This window comes from Luteipulveratus flavus, from assembly GCF_029439465.1.
Classification (GTDB): Bacteria; Actinomycetota; Actinomycetes; order Actinomycetales; family Dermatophilaceae; genus Luteipulveratus; species Luteipulveratus flavus.
In genome coordinates, this window is sequence record NZ_JAROAV010000052.1 from 25,707 (window position 1) to 48,279 (window position 22,573).

Here is a 22,573-nt window from a genome sequence, read left to right on the forward strand (position 1 = left end):
CGGGTAGCGTTCGGGGCATGCCCGCCGCCACGACGCCGGCCGCCAAGACCGAACGCCTGCTCAACCTGGTGATCTGCCTGCTCTACACCCGCCAGCCGCTGTCCAAGGCGCGGATCCGCACCGCCGTCCCGCAGTACGGCGAGGCCGCCTCGGACGAGGCCTTCGACCGCATGTTCGAGCGCGACAAGGACGAGCTGCGCGAGCTCGGCATCCCGCTGAAGACCGAGCCGGTGGACGCCTTCTTCGACGACGAGACCGGCTACCGCATCGACCAGCGCGAGTACGCCCTTCCGGAGATCGCGTTCGAGGCGGACGAGCTGGCCGTGCTGGGCCTGGCCAGCCGCACGTGGCAGCAGGCCAGCCTCGGCGGGCCGGCCGCCCAGGCCATGCGCAAGCTGCAGGCCGAGGACGTCGAGCGCGACACCAGCTCGGTGCTGGGTCTGGAGCCGCGGGTCCGGACCAACGAGCCGGCCTTCGAGCCGGTGAAGGACGCCGTGGTGCAGCGACGCACGATCCGGTTCGGGTACCGCAAGCGCGGGTCGCAGGTGGAGCAGCGGCGGGTCCAGCCGTGGGCGATCACGAGCTGGCACGGCCGGTGGTACCTCACCGGCCAGGACCTGGGTCGGGGCGCGCCCCGGGTGTTCCGGCTCAGCCGGATCGAGGGCGCGGTCACGGTCGAGCGACGCGCCGACCCGTACGACGTCCCGGCCGGCCACGACCCCGTCGAGATGATCGCCGGCACCGAGGACGACCGCGCCGTGCAGGTCGCCCGGCTGCGGGTCCTGCAGGGCGCCGGCAACACGCTGCGCCGCCGCGCTCGGGACATCGGCGACGAGGGCGGCTGGAGCGACCTGGAGGTGGAGTTCCGCGACGACGACGCGTTGGCCAACGAGATCGCGGGGTTCGGCCCGGCGGTGGTCGTGCTGGAGCCGGCGAGCCTCGTGGACGGTGTCGTGCGCCGGCTCACCGCCGTCCGAGCCCTGCACGAGGGGGCGGGCTGATGGCGGCACCGGAGAACGCCACGGCCCGCCTGGCGCGTCTGCTCACGATGGTGCCCTGGCTGGTCAACCGGCAGGGCGTCGACATCCAGGAGGCCGGTCGCGAGCTCGGCGTCAGCCCGACGCAGATCGAGGCGGACCTGCAGCTGCTCTTCCTGTGCGGGACGCCCGGTCACATGCCCGACGACCTCATCGAGGCCGAGTGGGAGGAGGGCCGTGTCTACTTGCGCAACGCCGACACGATCTCCCGGCCGCTGCGGCTCAGCAGGGACGAGGCGCTGTCGCTGATCGTGGGCCTGCGCACGCTGGGCGAGGTGCCCGGCCTGGCGCAGCGGGACGCCATCGACCGAGCGCTGGCCAAGCTCATCGACGCCACGGGGGAGTCCGGCGAGGCGTCGGCCCGGGTGCAGGTCACTCTCGACGACGCGACGACCCAGGACGCGCTGGCCGCCGCCCGGCGGGCCCTCGCCGACCGGCGCCGGCTGCACCTGCGCTACCTCGTGGCCTCGCGCGACGAGTCGACCGAGCGGGACGTCGACCCGATGCGGCTGGTCAACATGGACAGCCACTGGTACCTCGAGGGCTGGTGCCACCGGGCGCAGGAGGTCCGGCTGTTCCGGATGGACCGTGTCGAGCGGTCGGAGGTCCTCGACGTGGACGGCACGCCGCCGGCGCACGCACGTCCGCGGGACCTGGACGAGGGCATCTTCACCCCCGCGCCGCAGGACCTGCGCGTCGTCCTGGACGTCGACCCGGCTGCGGCCTGGGTGGCGGAGTACTACCCGGTCGACGACGTGGTCGACGTCGGCGAGGGCCGGTGCCGCATCACGCTGCGAGCGACGGACTCCGGCTGGGTCCGGTCGCTGGTGTGGCGGCTCGGCGGCCACGCCCGCGTCGTGGAGCCGGAGTCACTGGCCCGGGACGTCGAGGCCGGAGCGGCGGAGGCGCTGTCCGCGTACGGGGCCGACAGCCGGCCGTGACCAACAGTTCACCTCGGCGCGGTCATCGCGTTGCTCCACCGGTCTCGCGGAGTGCTCCGCCCACGTAGACTGGGGCTGTTGCGACGAAGCGTGAGCCCGCGGGCACGCGTCCACGAGCTCCGAGGGAGAGCAGAAGCATGGGTATCCGAGGTCTTTTCGAGGGATGGCACCTGGTCATCCTGGTCCTGGTGGTCGTCGTCGTGTTCGGGTGGAAGCGACTTCCTGACGCCGCCCGCAGCCTCGGCCGGTCCGCTCGCATCCTCAAGAGCGAGATGGGCGAGATGAGCACCGACAGCAAGGCCTCGGGCCAGACGGTCAAGGGGGAGACGGCGGACACTGCGGGCGCGCATCCCGCGGGCGAGCAGCCGCTCCCCGGTGAGGCGCCGCGTCAGCAGCAGGCTCCTGCTCAGGGTCAGTACCAGCAGCCCCAGGACCAGGCGCCCCAGCAGGGCCAGGCCCCGCAGCAGCCTCAGTACCACCCGCCGCAGGGCGGTCAGGGCACCGGCGGTCAGGCCTCCTGAGAGGTGCCCGCGCGACTCACACTGCTTCGGACGACCTAGATGGCGCTGCTCGGGCGTAAGAACGCCAACCCTGAGGCCAGGATGTCCTTGGGGGACCACTTCCGCGAGTTCCGCAACCGCGCGCTCGTCGCGGCTCTCGCGATCGCGATCGGGTCGGCCGTGGGCTGGATGGTCTACGAGCACCTGGTCACGTTCCTCACCAGGCCCCTGGTCGAGCTGTCGAAGGAGCGCAACAGCGAGTTCGTCAAGCTCAACTACGCCGGCATCACCTCGGCGTTCACGCTGCACCTGAAGATCGCCATGTGGCTCGGCGTCATCCTCGCCAGTCCGGTCTGGCTCTGGCAGATCTGGGCCTTCTTGGTCCCCGGTCTGACCAAGAAGGAGAAGAAGGTCGCCCGGCTGTTCGTCGCCGCCGCGGTCCCGTTGTTCCTGGCGGGCTGCTACGCGGCCACGTGGGCGCTGCCGAAGGCCGTGGAGGTCCTGCTCGGCTTCACCCCGGACGACGCGGCGAACCTGCCGAACGCGGGGGAGTACTTCACCTTCTGCACCCGGTTCATCCTGGCGTTCGGCATCGCGTTCCTGCTGCCGGTCTTCCTGGTGGGGCTGAACACCGCGCGCATCCTGCCCGGCCGGATCATGCTCAAGGGCTGGCGGATCGCGATCATCCTCATCTTCGTGTTCGCGGCGATGATGACGCCGACGCCGGACGCGTGGACGATGCTGGCTCTCGCGCTGCCGATGGTGGGGCTCTACTACCTCGCGTGCGGGTTCTCGATCGTGATGGACAAGCGTCGCGCCAAGCGTGACCGGCCCGACTGGATGGACGTACCGGACGACCAGGCCTCGGCCCTCTGACCGGGCCGAGCCTGCTGCTCGTGACCAGGCGGACCGCCTAGTCTCAGGGCATGCCCACTCCCGCCGAGCGTCATGCGGCCGCGCGCGAGCGGCGCCGCTTCGACAGCAGCCACGTCGGCCGGTTCGCCGAGCAGTACTCCTTCCCGCTGGACGACTTCCAGGTCCGCGGGTGCGCGGCGGTCCAGGACGGCCGCGGCGTGCTCGTCGCCGCACCGACCGGTTCCGGCAAGACCGTGGTCGGGGAGTTCGCCTGCTACCTGGCGCTGCACACCGGGCGCAAGACCTTCTACACCACGCCCATCAAGGCGTTGTCGAACCAGAAGTACAACGACCTGGTCACCCAGCACGGCAGCGACAACGTCGGCCTGCTGACCGGCGACTCCTCCGTCAACGGGGAGGCCCCGATCGTCGTCATGACGACCGAGGTGCTGCGCAACATGCTGTACGCCGGCTCCACGACGTTGCGCGGCCTCGGCTTCGTGGTGATGGACGAGGTGCACTACCTCGCCGACCGGTTCCGCGGCGCCGTGTGGGAGGAGGTCATCATCCACCTGCCCGAGTCGGTGCAGGTCATCTCCCTGTCGGCGACGGTGAGCAACGCCGAGGAGTTCGGCGACTGGTTGCGCGAGGTGCGTGGCGACACCGAGGTCATCGTCGAGGAGCACCGGCCCGTGCCGCTGTGGCAGCACATGATGGTCGGTCGCGACCTGCTGGACCTGTTCGTCGAGGAGTCCGGCGGCCCGGCTCACGCCGGTACCGAAGGTTCGCTGCGGGTCAGTCCCGAGCTGCTGCGCGCCATCACCCGCTTCGAGGACCGCACCGACCGGCACGGCCGCCGCGAGGACGCCGGCGCGCCCCGCGGGCGGCACGGACGGCAGGTGCGTGGCCGCCGCCCAGAGGGTCCGGTGCGTGGTGGCCGGCCCGGCCGTCCGGGCGGCGGGCCGAGCCGGGCCGAGGTGATCGACCGGCTCGACCGGGACGGCCTGCTGCCGGCGATCACGTTCATCTTCAGCCGCGTCGGCTGCGACGGCGCGGTGAGCCAGCTGCTCGCCTGGGGCACCCAGCTCATCTCCGACGAGGAGGGCGAGCGCATCCGCCGGCTGGTGGAGGAGCGCGTCACCGCCCTGCCGGACGAGGATCTGGGCGTCCTCGGCTACTGGGACTTCGTCGAGGGCCTCAGCCGCGGGTTCGCGGCCCACCACGCCGGCATGCTGCCGACGTTCCGCGAGATCGTCGAGGAGCTGTTCACCCAGGGCCGCATCCGGGCGGTCTTCGCGACCGAGACGCTCGCTCTCGGCATCAACATGCCGGCGCGCACGGTCGTCCTCGAGCGGCTGGTCAAGTTCAACGGCGAGACCCACGCCGACATCACCCCCGCGGAGTTCACCCAGCTGACCGGACGAGCGGGACGGCGGGGCATCGACTTCGAGGGCCACGCCGTCGTGCTGCACCATCGCGGGATCGACCCGCACGCCGTCGCGGGCCTGGCCTCCACGCGGACGTACCCGCTGCGGTCCAGCTTCGTCCCCACGTCCAACATGGCGGTCAACCTGGTCGCGCAGGTGGGCCGTGCCCCGGCACGCGAGGTGCTGGAGTCCTCGTTCGCGCAGTTCCAGGCCGACCGCGGCGTCGTCGGGGTCTCCCGGGCGATCAAGCGCAACGAGGAGGCGCTGGAGGGGTACGCCGACGCGATGCGCTGCCACCAGGGCGACTTCGCCGAGTACGCCTCCCTGCGTCGTGAGATCAGCGACCTGGAGAAGCAGATCCGGCGCGCCCAGGCGAGCAGCAGGCGCGCGGCAGCCGAACGATCGCTGGAGGAGCTGCAGCCCGGCGACGTGATCCGGGTGCCCAGCGGACGACGAGCCGGCCTGGCGATCGTCATCCAGGGCAACCGCGGCGGCCGGCGCAGTGGCCCGGAGCCGACGCTCCTCACGGCGGAGGCGCAGGTGCGCCGCCTGACGCACACCGACGTCGACGGGCCGGTCGTCACGCTCACCCGGCTGAAGATCCCGTCGTCGTTCAGCGCCCGCAGCCCGAAGCACCGGCGGGACCTCGCGGCGACGCTGCGCGCGAAGGTGCCGCACGACCCTCCCTCGGCGGACCACGCGGACGAGGAGGCCGCCGAGACCGCCGAGCAGGCGAGTGGCCGCATCGACGCGCTGCGCCGACAGCTGCGCGAGCACCCGTGCCACGACTGCCCCTACCGGGAGGACCACGCACGGTGGGCCGAGCGCTGGTGGCGGCTGCGCCGGGAGACCGACGGCCTGGAGCGCAAGGTCTCGGGCCGTACGCACACGGTCTCGCGCACCTTCGACCGGATCTGCGACCTGCTCAGCGAGCTGGGCTACCTGAGCGAGGACGGTCAGCAGGTCACCGAGCAGGGGACGGTGCTCCAGCGGATCTACGCCGAGAAGGACGTCCTGGTCGCCGAGTGCCTGCGTGACGGAGCGTGGGAGCAGCTGGACCCCGCGTCCCTCGCGGCGATCGTCAGCACGCTGGTCCACGAACCCCGGCGCGAGCAGTCCGACCTCGCGCCGCGCGTCCCGAACGACGAGGTGCGCGACGCCTACGACGCGCTGGTCCGACGCTGGTCCGAGCTGGACGACCGGCAGCGGGCGCACCGCCTGGTCCCGACCGGGGAGCCGGACGCCGGCATCGCCTGGATGGTGCACCGGTGGGTCTCGGGCGCGCGCCTGGAGCTGGTGCTGCGCGACAGCGACCTGTCCGCCGGTGACTTCGTCCGACGGTGCAAGCAGCTCGCCGACCTGCTGGGCCAGATCGGTGAGGCCGCCCCCGACGAGACGGTCAGGCGTACCGCACGCAAGGCGATCGACGGTGTCGTGCGCGGGGTGGTCGCGGCGGACCGTCTGGACTGACTCGGCCGATGAGGGCGGCGTCGGTGCCATAACGTGTGCCGGTGCCCACCGCCTTGGACCCCGATACCTTCGACGCCCCGCTCGTGCTGCAGCTGGAGCGCTTCCTGGACGACCATCGCCAGATGATGCTCGACTGCCTGGAGGGGCTGACCGAGGAGGAGGCGCGCCGGCGGCTCGTCCCGTCCAGCACCACCCTCCTCGGGCTGGTCAAGCACGCCACGTTCGTGGAGCGGGTGTGGTTCGACGAGGCGGTCACCCGCCGGTCGCGCGCCGAGATCGGCATCTCCGCCACCCCGGAGGAGTCGTTCCGGCTGACCGACGCCGACACGGTCGCCGGTGTGGTCGAGGCGTACCGGGGCGCGTGCGCAGACTCCCGGGCCGCCGTCGCGGGCCTGGGCGAGGACGACGTGGTGCACGGCAACCGGCGCGGCCCGCTGACGTTGCGGTGGGTCTACCTGCACATGCTGCGCGAGCTCGCCCAGCACAACGGGCACGCCGACATCCTGCGCGAGCAGGTTCTGGCCGCGCGCTGACCGGCTTGTCGAAGCCTGCCGCCGGTCGCACCGCTGCTCTGGCACGATGACCGCCATGGGGTTCTCACCGAAGCTGCTCGCCCAGGGCGAGAGCGTGGTCATGGAGCTGCGCACGCACGTCAAGAAGATCGTCGCGCCGCTCGTCGTGCTCGTCCTGACCATCGTCGCGGCGCTGCTGCTGGCGTGGTGGGTCCGCTCCAACGACTGGCCGAACTGGATCGTGTACGTCGTCCTCGGCCTCGCGCTGCTGGCGGTCCTGGCCTGGGTGGTCGTGCCGATCCTGAAGTGGCGCACCAGCATCTACGTCATCACCAACCGGCGACTGATCACCCGCGAGGGCATCATCACCCGTACCGGTCGGGACATCCCGCTCTACCGGATCAATGACGTGACGTACGAGAAGGACCTGCTGGACCGCCTCCTGGGCTGCGGCACGCTCGTCGTGTCGGACGCGACGGAGAAGGCGGGCGTGAAGCTCTACGACGTGCCCCGGGTCGAGCAGGTCCACGTGCGGATGAACGAGCTGCTGTTCCAGCACGACGACGGCTCGGACGACGGCGAGTTCCCGCCCGGGGAGCCGCCGCGCGGTCCGGTGCCGCCGACGAGCCCGTACCGCTGAGTCAGGCCTGCTTCGCCAGCGCGTCACGGACGCGCTGCAGCGGCGTGTGCGCGTCGTACACCTCGGCGATGTGATCGAGGGCGTCCTCGTCGGTCGGCGACGCCGGGAGAGCGGTGCTCAGGTCGGCCGGCACCGGAACGTCGAGGGCGACGTCGACGACGGCGGGAGCGACGTCCAGGTACGCGGCCGCCTCCTCGAGCCGCTTGCGCTGGGCGCCCTTGATCATCGGGTCGCCCCCGTCGATCGCCTCGCGCAGCGCGGCGAGGCTGCCGTACCGGTTGATCAGCGTGACCGCGGTCTTCTCACCGACCCCGGCGACGCCGGGAAGGCCGTCGCTGGAGTCTCCGCGCAGGACGGCCATGTCGGCGTACGCGCGACCGCCCGCGATGCCGTACTTCGCGTGCAGCCAGGACTCGTCCACCAGGTCGGGCTCACGCACCCCACCGCGCGCCGTGTAGAGGATGCGCACGCTCTGCTGGTCATCGACCAGCTGGAACAGGTCGCGGTCGCCCGTCACAACGTCGACGGTCGAGGAGCCGTGCGCGCGGTGGGTGAGCGTGCCGATGACGTCGTCGGCCTCGTACCCGTCCACGCCGAGTCGGGTGATGCCGAGCGCGGCCAGCATGTCGCGGATGACGGGGACCTGGGGCGTGAGCTCCTCGGGTGACTCCTCCTCGAACTCCGTGCCCTCGACGGCCCGGTGCGCCTTGTACGACGGGATCGCCTCCACCCGGAACGCCGGCCGCCAGTCGTTGTCCCAGCAGGCGACCAGGTCGGTGGGCCGGTAGGTCGTGACGAGGGTCGCGATCATGTCCGCGAACCCGCGGATCGCGTTGTTCGGCGGCGCCTCCGCCGACGGGCGCCGGTCCGGGACACCGTAGAAGGCGCGGAAGTACAACGACGCGGAGTCCAGGAGCATCAGGCTGCGAGGCATGGGCCCATGCTGTCACCCGCCGGCGACGCGTGCGGCGCGACGGCGCGCGGCCGACCGACCCGCGGTGGCCTGCGACGCCTCGATCCGCCGAGGCTTACAGTGCCCGCATGGAGGCTCTGGATCGCCGCATCGTGCAGCTGCTCGCCGGGGACGGGCGGATGAGCTACACCGACCTCGGCCGCAGCACCGGCCTGTCGACGTCCGCCGTCCACCAGCGCGTCCGGCGGTTGGAGGAGCGCGGTGTCATCCGCGGGTACCGCGCGGTCGTCGACTACGAGGAGGCGCGCATCCCGGTCACCGCCCTCATCTCCATCACGCCGTTCGACCCGGCCGCGCCCGACGACGTCCCCGACCGGCTGCGGCACATCCCCGCGATCGACTCCTGCTTCTCGGTGGCGGGGGAGGAGAGCTACGTCCTCAAGGTGCGCGTCTCCGGTCCGGGCGAGCTCGAGGACCTGCTCGCCGCGGTACGCGCCGCCGCCAACGTCACCACGCGGACCACGGTCGTGCTCAGCACCCCGTGGGAGGACCGGTCGCCGCTGAGCAGCGCGCCCGAGGAGACCGCCGAGCTCGCTCCGACGGCAGCCGATGTGACTTCGACGGACCGAGTCCCGTGACGCCGCAGCATCGTTCGTCCGCACGACCCACCCCGTCATGACCGCGACCGAGAGAGCCGGTCGTCGCGCACCGGTCGCCCTGCTGACGGACGGCGCCTTCACCGACGGCGAGGCGACGTTCTCCGCCATGATCGTCAGTGGCGGGCTGATCCGCTGGACGGGCCACGCTCAGGACGCCCCTACCGAGAGTGTCGACGAGATCGTCCGTCTCGAGAACCGTCTGGTCACACCGGTTCTCGTCGACGCCCACGTCCACACCAGTGACACCGGCCAGGCGCTCGCTGGGGTCGACCTGTCCGGGGCGCGGTCGGTGTCCCAGGCGCTCGACCTCGTGGCCCTCGCCGCGGCGCAGCGCCCGGGACGGCCGGTCTACGCGTACAGCTGGGACGAGACGGACTGGGCCGAGCAGCGCCCGTTCACCAGCGCCGAGCTGGACCGCGCGACGAGCGGCGCCGACGTCTACGCGACCCGGATCGACATGCACTCCGCGTGCGCGTCGTCGACGCTGATGGACCGGGCGCAGGCCTGGCACGCGCCCGGTTCCGACGGCACGGGGCTGATCGCACGCGACGCGCACCACCTGGTGCGCGAGGCGCATCGCGGCGGCGTGACGGCGCAGGACCGGGGCCACTTCATCGACACCGCGATGCGCGCGTCGCTGGAGGCAGGGATCGGCGTGCTGCACGAGATGGGCGCGCCGGTACTCACGAGTGAGGAAGACCTGCTCGCCGTGCTCGCCGCTGGACGACGGCCGAACACCCCTGAGGTGGTGGGGTACTGGGGCCAGCTCGTCACCAGCGCCGACGAGGCGTCCGCACTCGCTGCCCGGCTCGGCGTGCAGGGTCTCGCGGGTGACCTGAACGTCGACGGGTCGATCGGGTCGCGTACGGCGGCGCTGCGCGAGCCGTACGCCGACGCGATCGGGATGGACGGCTTCGCCTACCTCTCGCCGGAGGAGGTGGCGGTCCATGCGGCGGCGTGCACCAGGGCAGGCCTGCAGGCAGGTTTCCATGTGATCGGCGACGCGGGGATGGACTGCGCGATCGAGGGCCTGCAACGAGCCGCGGCGGACGTCGGCGCCGGCGCGCTCGCAGGAGCACGGCACCGTCTCGAGCACGCCGAGATGTGCCACCCGGAGCACCTCACGGCGCTGGCCGACCTGGGCGTCGTCGCGAGCGTCCAGCCGGCGTTCGACGCGTACTGGGGAGGTTCCGAGGGGATGTACGCCGCCCGCCTGGGGGCCGAAAGATCCTCTCGCACCAACCCGTTCGCCGACCTGGTGGGGGCCGGCGTACAGCTCGCGCTCGGCTCGGACAGCCCGGTCACGCCGTTCGCGCCGTGGGAGGCGATGCGCGCCTGCGTCCTGCATCACCAGAAGGACCAGCGCCTCGACGTCGCGACCGCCCTGCGCCTGCACACGCGTGGCGGCCACGCAGCCGCGAGGGACGATCGGGCCGGCCGGCTCGTGCCCGGCGCCGCCGCCTCGTACGTGGTCTGGGACCAGCGAGGCGGCCTGCCGTCGCTCCGGGACGGCGTCGCCGCGCCGGTCGCCATGCGCACGGTCCTGCGGGGTACGGCGGTGCTCGACCGGCTGTGAACGTGTCCGCCTATCGCGGTTCCGGGTGCGACACGCCGAGGTTGAGGAAAAGATTGGTACGAAACTGAATTCACTGACCCGTCCCTGACCTGCGACGATGCGCAAACGTCCAGGTCACGCGCCGGTTGACATCGTCGCGGTGCGGGGTATGTTCCATTCCCAGGTCCACCTCTCGAGGTGGATCTCCCGCGACTACGGATGGGCCCCTCGCCTAGTAGAAAACTGGTGTACGTCGCGCAACGCGCACCTGGCCCCAACGGCGAGTGGGCCCATCTGTGTGTCCGGGCGCGGGGCGTCCAGCCCCGTCGCCTAACCTGTCGTGGTGCTGCGTCGCTCCGTTCTCGCCGTGGCCTCCGGTCTGTGCCTCTTTCTCGCACTCCCGACGGCCGACATCTGGCCGCTGGCCTTCGTCGGCGTCGCAGGGATGTCGCTGGCGACCGTGGGTGTCTCGGTCCGCGCCGGTCTCGGCCTCGGTCTGCTCACCGGCCTCGGCACCTTCATCCCCGCTCTCAGCTGGAGCGGCGTCTATGTCGGCATCGTCCCGTGGTTCGCCCTGGGCATCACCGAGGCGGTCTACATCGCGCTGCTCGGAGCAGCGTGCGCGCTCGTGCAGCGCCGGCGGGTCCGGCCGTGGGCCATCGCCTGCCTGTGGGTCGCGCAGGAGCTCATCCGGGGGAGCGTGCCGTTCGGCGGCTTCCCTTGGGCGCGGCTGGCCTTCTCCCAGGCGGACTCGCCCCTGGTCCACCTCGCCTCCGTCGCCGGGGCTCCTGGTATCACGTTCGCGGTCGCGCTCGTCGGCGGCTGGCTGGCCGTCGCCGCGGCGCGCGTGCGGTCCCGGCGGGTCCGGCTGCCGCTGCGCCAGGTCGTCGCGGTCGCCGCGGCGCTGCTGATCGCGTGGGCGTGGCCGGTCGCCTCGGGCGGTCGCGCCGTCACCGTCGCGGGCATCCAGGGCAACGTCCCGCAGTCGGGTCTGGACTTCAACGCGCAGCGGCGCGCCGTGCTCGACAACCACGTGCGGCTGACCCGCTCGGTCGCCTCCGACGTCCGGGCGGGCCGGCTGCCTCGCCCCGACCTGGTGATCTGGCCGGAGAACTCCTCCGACATCGACCCGCTGCGCAACCCCGACGCGGCCACCGAGATCACCGCCGCGGTGGCGGACGTCGGCGTCCCGACCATGGTCGGCGCGGTCCTGCAGGAGCCGTCGCCGCGCGTCTCGAACGCCACCCTGCTGTACGTCCCCGGTCGGGGCATCGCCGACCGCTACGTGAAGCAGCATCCGGTGCCGTTCGCGGAGTACATCCCGTACCGCTCGTTCTTCCGCACCTTCAGCGACAAGGTCGACCTGGTGACCAAGGACTTCGCCGCCGGGTCGAAGCCGTCAGTGTTCGCCGCGCCGACCCCGTCGGGCACGGTGAAGGTGGGGCCGGTCATCTGCTTCGAGGTCGCCTACGACGACCTCACCCGCGAGCCGGTCCGACGGGGCGCCCAGCTGCTGGCCGTCCAGACCAACAACGCGACGTTCGGCCGAACGGCGGAGTCGGAGCAGCAGCTGGCGATCTCGCGGCTCCGCGCGATCGAGCACGGCCGGTCGGTGGTCCACATCTCGACGGTCGGCGTGAGCGCGCTCATCACCCCGGACGGACGTACGCACGAGGGTTCGTCCCTCTTCACCCGCAAGGCGTTGGTCGGGCAGCTGCCGTTGCGCACCGCGACGACCTGGGCAGACCGTGCCGGCCGGGTGCCGGAGGCGGTCGTGTCGGTCATCGCGGGACTGCTCCTCCTTCAGGGCATTCGCGCCCGTCGCGGCGATAAGGTGCGGGATCGTGCCGAGATCACACCCGATCGGCCCGTCACCCCGTCGGCTCACGAGAAGGACGTGCATGACCGCCTCTGAGGAACGCTCCGAGCCCTCCGCGCCCGGTCCGGACCACCAGCCCTTGGACCGCGTCCTCGTCCTGCTGCCGACGTACAACGAGCGCGAGAACCTGCCGCGGATCGTGGAGCGGGTCCGGGCGTCCGCCCCGGAGGTCGACATCCTCGTGCTGGACGACAGCTCGCCCGACGGGACGGGCGAGGTCGCCGACCGGCTCGCCGCCGCCGACCCGCAGGTGAGCGTCATGCACCGGGCCGGCAAGGAGGGCCTGGGCGCCGCGTACCTCGCCGGGTTCGCCGAGGGGCTGCAGCGCGGCTACGACGCTCTCGTCGAGATGGACGCCGACGGCTCCCACCCCGCCGAGACCTTGCCGGCGCTGCTCGCAGCCGCGGCGAGCGCCGACCTGGTGATCGGGTCGCGCTGGGTGCCCGGCGGCAGCGTCGTCAACTGGCCGTGGCACCGCGAGGCGCTCAGCCGCGGCGGCAACCTCTACATCCGCGTACTGCTGGGCATGCCGGTCAAGGACGCGACGGCGGGGTACCGGGTCTACCGCGCCTCCGCGCTGCGCCGCATCGGCCTGGACGACGTGGTGTCCGCGGGCTACTGCTTCCAGACCGACCTGACCTGGCGGGCCGTGCGGGCCGGTCTCCGGGTGGTCGAGGTCCCCATCCGGTTCGTCGAGCGCGAGATCGGCGACTCCAAGATGGACCAGAACGTCGTCAGCGAGTCCCTCCGGCGGATCACCGGCTGGGGCGCTGAGTACCGTTGGCAGCAGCTGCGCGAGCGCGCCGGTCGGCGTCGCTGAGTGTGGCCGGAGGAGACGACATGGCGTACAGCAGCACGGGCGCACCGCACCGGCCTGTCTGGGTCCGGCTGCTGCGAGCGGCCCCCTTGCTGATCCTGCTCGTCGAGGTGGTGCTGGTCATCGTCTCGTCCAGGCTCATCGGCTGGTGGACCCTCCTGCTGCTCCTGGCGCTGTCCGTCGCCGGCGTCGCCGTGGTGTCGCGGACGAGCCGGCGGTCCTGGCGTGAGCTGCGCGAGATGCGTCGCACCGGGCGAGCCCCCGAGCGTCGCGCCGGGGACGCCGTCATCAACCTCGTCGGGGGCGGGCTGCTGGCCCTCCCCGGGTACTTCACGGCGCTGCTCGGGCTGATCCTGCTGGTGCCGGCCAGCCACGGCCCGGTCCGCTCCCTCGCCCGCTTCCTGGCCTCGCGGGGCGCGCTGCGGGTGTCCGGCGTCCGGGTCTACGGGGGAGCCGGGCGCAGCCCGTTCGGCGACGTCGTCCCGGGCCAGGTCGAGCGCGACGAGCCGACGCGGCCGCCGTCGGGACGTCCGGACGGACCGGAGGACCCGCCGGTCATCGAGGGCCGGATCGTCGACAAGTGAGCGACACGACAGAGCCCCTGCCGACCGTGAGTCGGCAGGGGCTCTGTCGTCGGATGATCAGGCGCTGCGCTTGCGGCGCGGCTTCTCACCGCGCGAGGCCCGCAGCAGGGCGAGTCGCTCCTCGAGCAGCTCCTCCAGCTCGGGGATGGAGCGACGCTCCAGCAGCATGTCCCAGTGGGTGCGCTGGTGCTTGGTGGGCTTGCGCTCGGGCTCGGGGCCGTCGACCAGCTTCGCCTCCAGGCCGCAGCGGCACTCCCACAGGCCGGGCACGTCGGCCTCGACCGAGAAGGGGAGCTCACTGATGTGACCCTCCGGGCAGGAGTAACGGACGATCTGGCGATCGCTGAACGACACACCCTCGTCGGACTCCAGCGACAGCGTGCTGAGGTTCGTGCCTCGAAGTGAACGCTCTGCCATGATCATCTCTCCCAACGTCTACCGGGCCGCCCCCATCACCAGGTGCTGCGGCTTCCTATGCGGTGCAACGGACAAGACCCGGCCGGTGTTCCAGCAGGTGCACGTAGGTTGTCCGGATTGAAATCTTTGAAACGTGCATCTTCAGCCTGACAATGTGATAGACGCCGTAGGCGCACGTCAAGTTGGCCGGTGTGATGTCTCTCACACCGGCGACGCGGGCGACGGCCTCAGACCACCCTGGAGGGTGTGTTTCCCGCCGCCCGGATGCCGGCTCGGACGTCACAGCGGGCGAGCAGCGTCCCGCCCAGGACGAAGAAGACAATGAGGGCGATGATCGACAGCCGGTAGGAGTGCGCCAGCTGGTACACCAGCCCGAACAGCAGGGTCCCGAACCAGCTCGTTCCCCGTTCCATGGCCTGGTAGAGGCTGAAGAACTCCGACTCGCGACCGCGCGGGATGAGCTGGCTGTACAGCGAGCGGGAGAGAGCCTGGGTGCCGCCCAGCACGATGCCGATACCGACCCCGAGGGCCAGCCAGGGGCCGAACCGCCCGGCCGGCAGGAAGAACGCCGCGACCACGACCAGCACCCACAGGCCCAGTCCCCAGAGGATGAGCCGCGTCGCGCCGTACGTGCGCGCGAGCCGTCCGAACAGCAGCGCGCCGCCGAACGCGACGAACTGCACGAGCAGGATGGTGATCACGAGCTGGTTGGCCGAGAATCCCAGCTCCTCCTTGCCGTACAGGCTGGCGCTGCTGATGACGGTCTGGATGCCGTCGTTGAAGAAGAGGTAGGCGACCAGGAACTGCAGCGTCTGCGGGTAGCGCCGCAGCTCACCGAAGGTGCTCCGCAGCTGGACCAGGCTGCCGCGCACGACGCCGGCCGACCGGGCCGCCGGCGTGGCGACGGTGCCGGTCAGGGAGCGCAGCCCGCGCACGGGGATGATCGTGAAGCCGGCCCACCACAGGCCTGCGCTCAGCAGGCTGATGCGCACGGCCGTGCCCTCGGACATCCCGAGCGCGTCGTGCGCGCTGAGGACGAACAGGTTGAGGGCGAGCAGGACGCCGCCGCCGAAGTACCCGAACGCCCAGCCCCGGCTGGAGACCCGGTCCCGGTCGTCGGGTGGCGCGATCCGGACCAGGAGCGCGTCGTACACCACCATCGACGCCCCGAAGCACAGGTTCGACACGATGATCAGCACGACGCCCAGCTGCCAGCTGGTGCCCGCGATGAAGTACACCAGGCAGGCGGAGGCGGCGCCGGTCCACGCGAAGGCGCCGAGCAGGCGCGTCGGCCGCTCGGACCGGTCGGCGATGCCACCCACGAAGATCAGCACGAGGGCCGACAGCAGCGTCGACACCGTGATGGTGAACGGCGCCAGCGAGCCGGGCGCGATGCCGATCCCGAGGACGTCCAGGTTCGTCCGGCAGGTCTCGCCGTCGGCGATGCCCGGACAGGCGGCCTCTTTGGCCACCGCGGTCAGGTACGGGGCGATCAGGACCGCCGCGATCGTGGTGGCGTACGCGGAGTTCGCCCAGTCGTACCAGTACCAGCGACGCTGCAGGTACTCCCGGGACGCGGGTTCCAGGTCCTGCGCGTACGCCGTGTCGGCCTCAGTCACGGACGGAACTGTGGCACACGCCACCCGATCGCGTGATCGGGTGGCGTGAACCGCTCAGAAGCTGAGGCCGGAGTAGAGCCGTCGCGACGGGTCGTACGTCTGACGCAGCGAGGTGAGCCGGGAGAAGTTGCCGGCGTAGTAGCGGCTCGCCGGCTGACCGGACTCCAGGTAGTTGACGTACCCACCCGCCGACCGGCCCGCCAGCATCTGGTGGGCCTGGTTGATCCAGGAGTACGCCGAGGTGTACCCGCTGGAGCTGCCGACCCCGACGTACCACTGCACGGACGCCAGGTGGTCCCGCCAGGGGAAGGCGGTCGACGACGCCGCCGGGATGTTGAGCGCTCCGGTCAGCGGGTCGAGGATCGCCGATCCGCGCCCACCGGCACGTGAGCGGGCCGCGACCGCGCCCAGCACCTGGCCCGCGGTCTCCGACGGCATGGTCCACAGGATGTCCGAGCCCGCGGCGAAGCCCTGCCGGGCGGAGGTCGTCCCACCGCCGAGGTACTTCACCGCGTCCAGGTAGCCCAGCTGCCGGTAGCTCGCGGCCGAGGGCGTCACGCCGATGCTGCTGATGAGGCTGCTCGCCGCCGCGCGCTCGTCACCGGCGTTGGTGACGCCGGTGATGCGCACGGAGATCGACCCGTTGCCGAGAGCATCGACGTGCACGTTCGCCCAGCGGCTGTAGTAGGCGCTGAGGCTCCACCGGGCCCATCCGGTCAGCACCTTGGTGCCGGCCGACGACGGGAACGTCAACGAGAAGATGCCCTTGCTGCCGGCGGTGTGGGTGCGGAACGTCATCGCCGTCACGAACGCCACGTTGCCCCCGCCGCCGCCCCGGACGGCCCAGAAGAGGTCGGCGTTGGACGTCGCGGACGCGCTCAGGGCCCGCCCGTCGGGAAGGACGAGGGAGACGCGCGAGAGGCGGTCGGAGGTCACTCCCCACTGCCGGGACTCGACGCCGAGGCCGCCGCCGAGGGTGAGGCCGGCGGCACCCACGGTCGGGCAGGTGCCGGTCGGGATCGTGCGCCCGCGGGCCGCGAGCGTGCTGTGGACCGTGTACAGGCCGGCGCCGGAGAAGACGAGCGCGGTCCCGTCGGAGGCGTTGTAGGACACCGAGGCGTACTGGCGGGTGTCCAGCACCATCGTGCCGTTGGCGGCCGAGGCGCCGATGTAGGAGTGCCCACCGCTGCGCGGGGCGACCTTGAGGCCGTAACGGCCCGCGAAGACCATCGAGCGCTGGACGTCGGCCTGGCTGCGGACCTGGACGACGGCGGCCGGTGAGGCGCCGTCGTACCGGGTGTCGAAGAGCAGCTTGGCCGAGGCGTACTGCGTGGACCCGGGCAGCAGCACTGCGCCGTCCATGGTCCGGGCGAAGGCGATCCAGTCGTCCCTCGTCGGTGCGGCGCTCAGCAGGACGCCGGGTGAGGCGTGTGCCGGTCGTGTCGTGGCCAGCGCGGCGGTTGCTCCCGCCGCGGCCGTTCCCCCCAGGAACGCTCTGCGCGTGATCGTGCTCATGACGTTGAGACGTCTGGGACGGCCGCCGCGTTGGCACGGGCCGGGGGCCGGGCGAGTCGCCTAGGTTCGGTCCATGGAGCAGCGGATCAACTTCGTGACCCTGGCCGTGGCGGACCTGGACCGCACCCGCGCCTTCTACGTCGCGGGCCTAGGGTGGCGCAGCGTCCTCGACGAGCAGGACGTCATCATGCTGCCGATCGCCCAGGGCGTCCTCCTGTCGTTGTGGGAGAGGTCGAGCTTCGTCGCGGAGGTCGGGGAGCCGGCGGCCGGACTCGCGCCGATCACGTTGGCGCACAACGTCACTGACGATGCCGAGGTGGACCGCGTCCTCGCCGACGCGCGGGCAGCGGGTGCGTCGGAGGTGCACCCGGCGCAGCGACGGGAGTGGGGCGGTTACACCGGCTACTTCGTCGACCCGGACGGCTTCCGGTGGGAGGTGGCCCACAACCCGTCGCCGCTCGGTGACGACCTCGTGGCCGCCTCGCGCGAGTGGCTGGGGACCCGGTCCACCTGACCGGCCCTTGACGTCGATATATCGATGTGGCACGCTTTCGGTATATCGACGACATCTCGTCCATACGGCTGGACCCATCGGTCGCAGCCGGTCACACCGCGGGACTGGACCCGTCGGCGCCGGGGAGGGCGCCGGCCCGGAGGTCGTCCCGCTCATCGAACGGAGAGACCCATGCATCACCACCATCACGAGAACCCCGGACGAGGCCCCCGAGACACCGGTGGGCGCGGACGACCACGCCGAGGCGACAGCCACCGGCGAGGTCCGCACCGCGGCCGTCGTCGTGACGAGCGGGACGACCTCATGCCGGCCATGCGGATGCCACGCGGCAGCCGAGGCCCCGGTCGGGGGCGCCGCGGCGACGTACGCAACGTCGTCCTCGCCCTCCTGAGCCAGGAGCCGATGAACGGCTACCAGATCATCAAGACCGTCGCCGAGCGCACGGGCGACCTGTGGAAGCCGGGCCCGGGGTCGGTGTACCCCGCGCTCGGCCTGCTGGAGGACGAGGGTCTGATCCAGCAGGAGTCCGCCGAGGGCAGCCGCAAGACGTTCGCCCTGACCGACGCGGGACGGGAGTACGTCGCGTCCCACACCGACGAGCTCGCGGACCCCTTCGAACGGGTGACGAGCCCGCACGCGTCGTTCCTGGACGCCCGCGAGGAGATCGGCCGGCTCGCCATGGCGGTGCAGCAGGTCGTCGTCGCGGGCGACGAGAAGCAGATCGCGGCGACGCGCTCGCTGCTCGCCGACACCCGACGAGCGGTCTATCGCATCCTCGCCGAGGAGGACACCGCCTCCGACACCTGACCAGCACTATCGTGAGCACCCGTGGCGACGCGCCACGGGTGCTCGGCTGTGCGGGGGAGGCGGTTCGTGAGCGACGAGAGCGGTGCCAGGGTGGGGAGCCGGTTCGGGCCGTACGAGCTGCGTGCTCTGCTCGGACGCGGCGGCATGGGTGAGGTCTACACCGCGTACGACACCGTCAAGGACCGCACGGTCGCGGTGAAGCTGCTGCCCACCGAGCTCGCTGCCGATCCCTCGTACCAGGAGCGCTTCCGTCGGGAGGCGCGCACGGCGGCCCGCCTCCAGGAGCCGCACGTCATCCCGATCCACGACTTCGGCGCCATCGACGGAGTCCTCTACATCGACATGCGGCTGGTGCAGGGTCGCGACCTGCGCTCGGTGCTGCGCGAGGAGGGAGCCCTCGCTCCCGAGCGCGCGGTGAGCATCATCGGCCAGGTGGCCGCGGCGCTGGACGCCGCACACGCGGACGGGCTCGTCCATCGGGACGTCAAGCCCGAGAACGTCCTGCTCACCGCGGACGACTTCGCCTACCTGGCCGACTTCGGCATCGCCAGCCGCGCCGACGAGAGCAAGCTCACCGCGCACGGCAGCGCGATCGGCTCCTTCGCCTACATGGCACCGGAGCGGTTCGAGGACGCGCCGGTCACCCCTCGGGCGGACGTCTACTCACTGGGGTGCCTGCTGTACGAGTGCCTCACCGGCCGACCGCCGTTCCCGGCCCGCACGGTGAGTGCCCAGATCAGCGCCCACCTGCACCAGCGTCCGCCGGACCTGTCCAGCGCCGTGCCCCACACGCCCGCAGCGCTCGACGGCGTCCTCCAGCGCGCGTTGGCCAAGGACCCCGCCCAGCGACCCTCGAGTGCGGGCGAGCTCGCCCGCGCGGCCCGGGACGCGCTCCGCGGGACCACGTCCCGGGCCTCCACGCCGCCGCCGCCCGCAGCCGGTCCGGCCGCTCAGGTCGCGGGTCATGGCGGCCGGCCGCCAGGAGCACGGACCGACCCGATGCCGCACGGACACGCGCCGGAGTCCGCAGCGCCGCGGACCTCACGGCCGGACCAGAGCGGACGTGTCATCCCCGTCCTGCTGAGCGTCCTGGTGCTGGTGGTGGTCGTCCTGGTGGGACTCATGGTCCGCTCGGCCCTGCAGGACGATCCGCAGAGCGCGACCGGCGGCCGGTCGTCCGCCGCGGCCTCGACGCCGTCCCCGAGCAGCGCCACGTCGCCGCCGTCAACGAGTCCGGCGACGTCCTCGACCGGCTCGTCGGCGCCCGCGAGCACCACCATCTCGACCGCGTCGAGCCCGACCTCGGTCCGCACCGGGCTGGGGCTGTCCGGTCCGGGGTACGACTACCAGGGCTGGACGACGCCCACCGAGGCGAGGTGCAACGCGACCGATCCTGCGGTGCTGGTCGCCGCGTCGGCGAGCACGCGGATCGCGATCTGCGAGACAGCCGTCGGTGACTACTACTACCGCGGCTACTCGGTCAGGAACGGCAACGGCATCGAGATCGACTTCCCCGAGCGCACCGCAGACGGATGGACCGTCACCAACGACGGCGTGACGTACGACCTGACGCCGCAGGAGCTGTCCATCCGCGAGGGGACCAAGAGCCTGCTGCAGGAGCCGATGACCACCTACGACGCCGGCTGACGCACCCGGTCCCGGCGATCCGAGTCGGGGAGCCGGCGACGGCGATAGCGTCGGGGGGGTGGACCCGGTCTCCCGCGACCTGCAGCACTACCTCCAGCAGTCACGTGACGCGCTGCTGCGCTCGCTGGACGGCGCGAGCGAGTACGACGTACGGCGTCCGCTCACCCCGAGCGGGACCAACCTGCTCGGGCTGGTGAAGCACCTCGTCGGGATCGAGGCGTCCTACCTCGGCGACTGTGTCGGACGGCCGTGGTCGGTGACGCTGCCCTGGGTGGCGGACGGATCGATCTGGGACGGCGCGGACATGTGGGTCACCGAGACCGAGTCCCGCGAGGAGATCACCGGTCTGTACCGCTCGGTCTGGTCACACACCAACACCTCGATCGTCCGGCTCCCGCTCGATGCCCCGGCCGAGGTGTCCTGGTGGTCGCCCGACCGGCGCCGGACCACGTTCGGGCACCTGCTCGTCCGCGTGGTCGCCGAGACCGCCCAGCACGCGGGTCACGCCGACGTCCTGCGGGAGTCGGTCGACGGTCGCGGTGGCACCGACCACGACGACGTGGGCGACGCGAGCTTCTGGGCCTCCTACGTCGACCGCGTCCAACGAGCCGCGGACCGGTTCGCGACCGAGAACACATGAGCAGCAACCAAATTCATCGACTGGGCAGGCGGGACGCGCGACGGATCGCCGTCCGTGCCCAGCTGCTGGCCGCGCCGCGTCCGACCGACGTCCTCGAGGTGGTCCGTCGCCTCGGCATCGTCCAGGTTGACCTCACGCCGGCGGTCGCCCCGAACGTCGACCTCGTCTGCTGGAGCCGCCTCGGACGCGCGTACGACCCGACCGAGGTCGACGACCTGCTGGCGAGTCACCGCCTCCTGGACCTCGACGGCTTGCTCCGGCCTGCGGACGACATCGCCCTGCTCGGCGCCGAGATGCGGCAGTGGCCCGGTCCGGAACCGTTGCGGGAGTGGCAGATCGAGCTGCGCGAGTGGATGGACGCCAACGATCTGTGCCGCCTCGACATCATCGATCGGCTGAGGGAGGAGGGCCCACTGCCAGCACGCGAGATCGACGACACCTGCCTCGTGCCGTGGCGCTCCTCGGGCTGGTCGAACAACAAGAACGTCGTCCGGATGCTGGAGATGATGGAGCGCCGGGGCGAGGTCGCGGTCGTCTCCCGCGAGCGCCGTGAACGCGTCTGGGACCTCGCCGAACGCGTCCACCCGCGCCACATCGAGGTCGTGCCGTACGAGGACGCCGAGCGCGCCTTGCGGGAGCGGCGGCTGAGCGCGCTCGGCATCGCGCGGGTGAAGCGCCCCGAGGTGCCCGGTGAGCAGTGGGGTGTCGGCGACGTGGGGGAGCGGGCCGTCGTCGCGGGCGTCGAGGGGGAGTGGCGGGTCGCGCCGGAGCAGCTGGGGCAACCGTTCCGCGGGCGGACCGCGCTGCTGTCCCCGTTGGACCGGCTGGTCGTCGACCGCGGCCGGCTCACCGAGCTCTTCGAGTACGAGTACTACCTGGAGATGTACAAGCCGGCGGCGAAGCGTCGCTGGGGCTACTTCGCGCTGCCGGTGCTGCACGGCGACCGGCTCGTCGGCAAGCTGGACGCAGCAGCCGACCACCGCGCCGGCGTCCTTCGGATCAACGCGCTGCACGAGGACGTCCCGTTCACCGCCGCGATGACAAGCGCGGTGGACCGTGAGATCACGGGCCTCGCCGACCTGCTGGGCCTGGAGGTCGTCCGTGCGTGAGAGGTCCGGGAGGCGTGGCCGCGTCCGGGAGCGGGTGTCGCCGCGACGTGGAACGATCACGTCGTGACCGCTACACCCGCCGAGCAGCAGCGTCTGCGCGACCTGCGGATGCTGCGCCGCGTCCGCGACCGGATGGACCGCGAGTACGCCCAGCCCCTCGACGTCGAGGCGCTCGCCCGGGGCGTCCACGTGTCCGCCGGCCACCTGAGCCGCGAGTTCCGCAAGGCGTACGGCGAGTCGCCGTACGCGTACCTCATGACGCGACGCATCGAGCGGGCGATGGCCCTGCTGCGGCGCGGCGACCTCAGCGTCACGGACGTGTGCTTCGAGGTGGGCTGCTCCTCACTCGGGACCTTCAGCACCCGGTTCACCGAGCTCGTCGGCGTCTCGCCGAGCTCCTACCGCCGGCAGGCCGTGGGCGAGATGGACGGGATGCCGTCGTGCGAGTCCAAGAAGGTCACCCGGCCGATCAGGAATCGAGAAGCACCCTCGGGTGCCCGCACCTAGCGTGATCGC

22 protein-coding genes are annotated in these 22,573 nt (G+C 71.8%); 18 read left to right on the top strand and 4 right to left on the bottom strand.

Translation table 11 applies throughout. From position 1 onward, the window contains the following. Positions 1 to 17 precede the first annotated feature (17 nt). The 7 genes from P4R38_RS18280 to P4R38_RS18310 all read left to right on the top strand — a co-directional run bounded on the left by P4R38_RS18280 (position 18) and on the right by P4R38_RS18310 (position 7,382). The gene (locus P4R38_RS18280) at positions 18 to 1,001 is read left to right on the top strand and encodes a helix-turn-helix transcriptional regulator (RefSeq protein ID WP_277193417.1); all 984 of its coding nucleotides are present in this window, start codon (positions 18 to 20) and stop codon (positions 999 to 1,001) included. Beyond that, positions 1,001 to 1,978 carry a helix-turn-helix transcriptional regulator gene (locus tag P4R38_RS18285; RefSeq protein ID WP_277193418.1) on the top strand — a complete coding sequence of 326 codons (978 nt, stop codon included), beginning with the start codon at positions 1,001 to 1,003 and terminating at the stop codon, positions 1,976 to 1,978. Before P4R38_RS18280 ends, P4R38_RS18285 begins: the two co-directional genes overlap by 1 nt. A 137-nt stretch (positions 1,979 to 2,115) precedes the next feature. Continuing rightward, on the top strand, positions 2,116 to 2,499 hold the full coding sequence (gene tatA, locus P4R38_RS18290) for a Sec-independent protein translocase subunit TatA (protein ID WP_275240176.1): 384 nt from the start codon (positions 2,116 to 2,118) through the stop codon (positions 2,497 to 2,499). A gap of 39 nt (positions 2,500 to 2,538) precedes the next feature. After that, positions 2,539 to 3,354 (top strand): twin-arginine translocase subunit TatC, encoded by an 816-nt coding sequence (tatC, locus tag P4R38_RS18295; protein WP_275240174.1) that lies wholly within the window; start codon positions 2,539 to 2,541, stop codon positions 3,352 to 3,354. A 50-nt stretch (positions 3,355 to 3,404) separates the two neighbouring features. Then, positions 3,405 to 6,230: a DEAD/DEAH box helicase gene (locus P4R38_RS18300; RefSeq protein WP_277193419.1), complete on the top strand. Its 2,826-nt coding sequence runs from the start codon at positions 3,405 to 3,407 to the stop codon at positions 6,228 to 6,230. Between the two features lie 41 nt (positions 6,231 to 6,271). After that, positions 6,272 to 6,763 (top strand): DinB family protein, encoded by a 492-nt coding sequence (locus tag P4R38_RS18305; RefSeq protein ID WP_277193420.1) that lies wholly within the window; start codon positions 6,272 to 6,274, stop codon positions 6,761 to 6,763. Between the two features lie 55 nt (positions 6,764 to 6,818). Beyond that, complete coding sequence (locus P4R38_RS18310) at positions 6,819 to 7,382, top strand: PH domain-containing protein (protein WP_275240171.1); 564 nt, start codon at positions 6,819 to 6,821, stop codon at positions 7,380 to 7,382. Between the two features lies 1 nt (position 7,383). Here P4R38_RS18310 and P4R38_RS18315 read toward each other — a convergent pair whose 3' ends face one another. Then, positions 7,384 to 8,316 (bottom strand): 5'-3' exonuclease, encoded by a 933-nt coding sequence (locus P4R38_RS18315; RefSeq protein ID WP_275240169.1) that lies wholly within the window; start codon positions 8,314 to 8,316, stop codon positions 7,384 to 7,386. A 107-nt stretch (positions 8,317 to 8,423) separates the two neighbouring features. Between P4R38_RS18315 and P4R38_RS18320 the strand changes: the two genes are divergently transcribed. From P4R38_RS18320 to P4R38_RS18340, 5 genes are all read left to right on the top strand, one after another. Continuing rightward, positions 8,424 to 8,933 (top strand): Lrp/AsnC family transcriptional regulator, encoded by a 510-nt coding sequence (locus tag P4R38_RS18320; protein ID WP_277193421.1) that lies wholly within the window; start codon positions 8,424 to 8,426, stop codon positions 8,931 to 8,933. A 37-nt stretch (positions 8,934 to 8,970) separates the two neighbouring features. After that, positions 8,971 to 10,530, top strand: coding sequence for an amidohydrolase (locus P4R38_RS18325; RefSeq protein WP_277193422.1), 1,560 nt, complete (start codon positions 8,971 to 8,973; stop codon positions 10,528 to 10,530). Between the two features lie 322 nt (positions 10,531 to 10,852). Further along, complete coding sequence (gene lnt / locus P4R38_RS18330) at positions 10,853 to 12,424, top strand: apolipoprotein N-acyltransferase (protein ID WP_277193423.1); 1,572 nt, start codon at positions 10,853 to 10,855, stop codon at positions 12,422 to 12,424. Next, positions 12,411 to 13,208, top strand: coding sequence for a polyprenol monophosphomannose synthase (locus P4R38_RS18335; RefSeq protein ID WP_277193424.1), 798 nt, complete (start codon positions 12,411 to 12,413; stop codon positions 13,206 to 13,208). Before lnt ends, P4R38_RS18335 begins: the two co-directional genes overlap by 14 nt. A 20-nt stretch (positions 13,209 to 13,228) precedes the next feature. After that, positions 13,229 to 13,789 carry an FxsA family protein gene (locus P4R38_RS18340; RefSeq protein WP_277193425.1) on the top strand — a complete coding sequence of 187 codons (561 nt, stop codon included), beginning with the start codon at positions 13,229 to 13,231 and terminating at the stop codon, positions 13,787 to 13,789. Positions 13,790 to 13,846: 57 nt separating this feature from the next. Here the strand turns inward: P4R38_RS18340 and P4R38_RS18345 are convergent, their stop codons facing one another. The 3 genes from P4R38_RS18345 to P4R38_RS18355 form a co-directional block, all read right to left on the bottom strand. After that, positions 13,847 to 14,206: an RNA polymerase-binding protein RbpA gene (locus tag P4R38_RS18345; protein WP_275240160.1), complete on the bottom strand. Its 360-nt coding sequence runs from the start codon at positions 14,204 to 14,206 to the stop codon at positions 13,847 to 13,849. Positions 14,207 to 14,433: 227 nt separating this feature from the next. Continuing rightward, positions 14,434 to 15,825, bottom strand: coding sequence for an MFS transporter (locus P4R38_RS18350; protein ID WP_277193426.1), 1,392 nt, complete (start codon positions 15,823 to 15,825; stop codon positions 14,434 to 14,436). Positions 15,826 to 15,879: 54 nt separating this feature from the next. Further along, positions 15,880 to 17,340, bottom strand: coding sequence for an FAD-binding oxidoreductase (locus P4R38_RS18355; RefSeq protein ID WP_277193427.1), 1,461 nt, complete (start codon positions 17,338 to 17,340; stop codon positions 15,880 to 15,882). Between the two features lie 73 nt (positions 17,341 to 17,413). Between P4R38_RS18355 and P4R38_RS18360 the strand changes: the two genes are divergently transcribed. From P4R38_RS18360 to P4R38_RS18385, 6 genes are all read left to right on the top strand, one after another. Further along, complete coding sequence (locus P4R38_RS18360; RefSeq protein ID WP_275240154.1) at positions 17,414 to 17,854, top strand: VOC family protein; 441 nt, start codon at positions 17,414 to 17,416, stop codon at positions 17,852 to 17,854. Between the two features lie 312 nt (positions 17,855 to 18,166). Continuing rightward, entirely contained in the window at positions 18,167 to 18,661 is a 495-nt protein-coding gene (locus P4R38_RS18365) for a PadR family transcriptional regulator (protein WP_277193428.1), read from the top strand. A 66-nt stretch (positions 18,662 to 18,727) separates the two neighbouring features. Then, entirely contained in the window at positions 18,728 to 20,308 is a 1,581-nt protein-coding gene (locus P4R38_RS18370; RefSeq protein WP_277193429.1) for a serine/threonine-protein kinase, read from the top strand. A 58-nt stretch (positions 20,309 to 20,366) separates the two neighbouring features. Continuing rightward, complete coding sequence (locus tag P4R38_RS18375; protein WP_275240149.1) at positions 20,367 to 20,948, top strand: DinB family protein; 582 nt, start codon at positions 20,367 to 20,369, stop codon at positions 20,946 to 20,948. Further along, positions 20,945 to 22,057: a DNA glycosylase AlkZ-like family protein gene (locus P4R38_RS18380; protein ID WP_277193430.1), complete on the top strand. Its 1,113-nt coding sequence runs from the start codon at positions 20,945 to 20,947 to the stop codon at positions 22,055 to 22,057. Before P4R38_RS18375 ends, P4R38_RS18380 begins: the two co-directional genes overlap by 4 nt. Positions 22,058 to 22,165: 108 nt before the next feature. Further along, positions 22,166 to 22,564 carry a helix-turn-helix transcriptional regulator gene (locus P4R38_RS18385; RefSeq protein ID WP_277193483.1) on the top strand — a complete coding sequence of 133 codons (399 nt, stop codon included), beginning with the start codon at positions 22,166 to 22,168 and terminating at the stop codon, positions 22,562 to 22,564. Positions 22,565 to 22,573: the final 9 nt, after the last annotated feature.

Excerpts from the sequence above, each read along its gene's own strand:
- P4R38_RS18280 (WP_277193417.1), top strand. The coding sequence starts at position 18 with ATGCCCGCCGCCACGACGCCGGCCGCCAAGACCGAACGCCTGCTCAAC.
- P4R38_RS18285 (WP_277193418.1), top strand. The coding sequence starts at position 1,001 with ATGGCGGCACCGGAGAACGCCACGGCCCGCCTGGCGCGTCTGCTCACG.
- tatA (WP_275240176.1), top strand. The coding sequence starts at position 2,116 with ATGGGTATCCGAGGTCTTTTCGAGGGATGGCACCTGGTCATCCTGGTC.
- tatC (WP_275240174.1), top strand. The coding sequence starts at position 2,539 with ATGGCGCTGCTCGGGCGTAAGAACGCCAACCCTGAGGCCAGGATGTCC.
- P4R38_RS18300 (WP_277193419.1), top strand. The coding sequence starts at position 3,405 with ATGCCCACTCCCGCCGAGCGTCATGCGGCCGCGCGCGAGCGGCGCCGC.
- P4R38_RS18310 (WP_275240171.1), top strand. The coding sequence starts at position 6,819 with ATGGGGTTCTCACCGAAGCTGCTCGCCCAGGGCGAGAGCGTGGTCATG.
- P4R38_RS18315 (WP_275240169.1), bottom strand. The coding sequence starts at position 8,316 with ATGCCTCGCAGCCTGATGCTCCTGGACTCCGCGTCGTTGTACTTCCGC.
- P4R38_RS18320 (WP_277193421.1), top strand. The coding sequence starts at position 8,424 with ATGGAGGCTCTGGATCGCCGCATCGTGCAGCTGCTCGCCGGGGACGGG.
- P4R38_RS18325 (WP_277193422.1), top strand. The coding sequence starts at position 8,971 with ATGACCGCGACCGAGAGAGCCGGTCGTCGCGCACCGGTCGCCCTGCTG.
- P4R38_RS18335 (WP_277193424.1), top strand. The coding sequence starts at position 12,411 with ATGACCGCCTCTGAGGAACGCTCCGAGCCCTCCGCGCCCGGTCCGGAC.
- P4R38_RS18340 (WP_277193425.1), top strand. The coding sequence starts at position 13,229 with ATGGCGTACAGCAGCACGGGCGCACCGCACCGGCCTGTCTGGGTCCGG.
- P4R38_RS18345 (WP_275240160.1), bottom strand. The coding sequence starts at position 14,206 with ATGGCAGAGCGTTCACTTCGAGGCACGAACCTCAGCACGCTGTCGCTG.
- P4R38_RS18355 (WP_277193427.1), bottom strand. The coding sequence starts at position 17,340 with ATGAGCACGATCACGCGCAGAGCGTTCCTGGGGGGAACGGCCGCGGCG.
- P4R38_RS18360 (WP_275240154.1), top strand. The coding sequence starts at position 17,414 with ATGGAGCAGCGGATCAACTTCGTGACCCTGGCCGTGGCGGACCTGGAC.
- P4R38_RS18365 (WP_277193428.1), top strand. The coding sequence starts at position 18,167 with ATGCGGATGCCACGCGGCAGCCGAGGCCCCGGTCGGGGGCGCCGCGGC.
- P4R38_RS18380 (WP_277193430.1), top strand. The coding sequence starts at position 20,945 with ATGAGCAGCAACCAAATTCATCGACTGGGCAGGCGGGACGCGCGACGG.
- P4R38_RS18385 (WP_277193483.1), top strand. The coding sequence starts at position 22,166 with ATGCTGCGCCGCGTCCGCGACCGGATGGACCGCGAGTACGCCCAGCCC.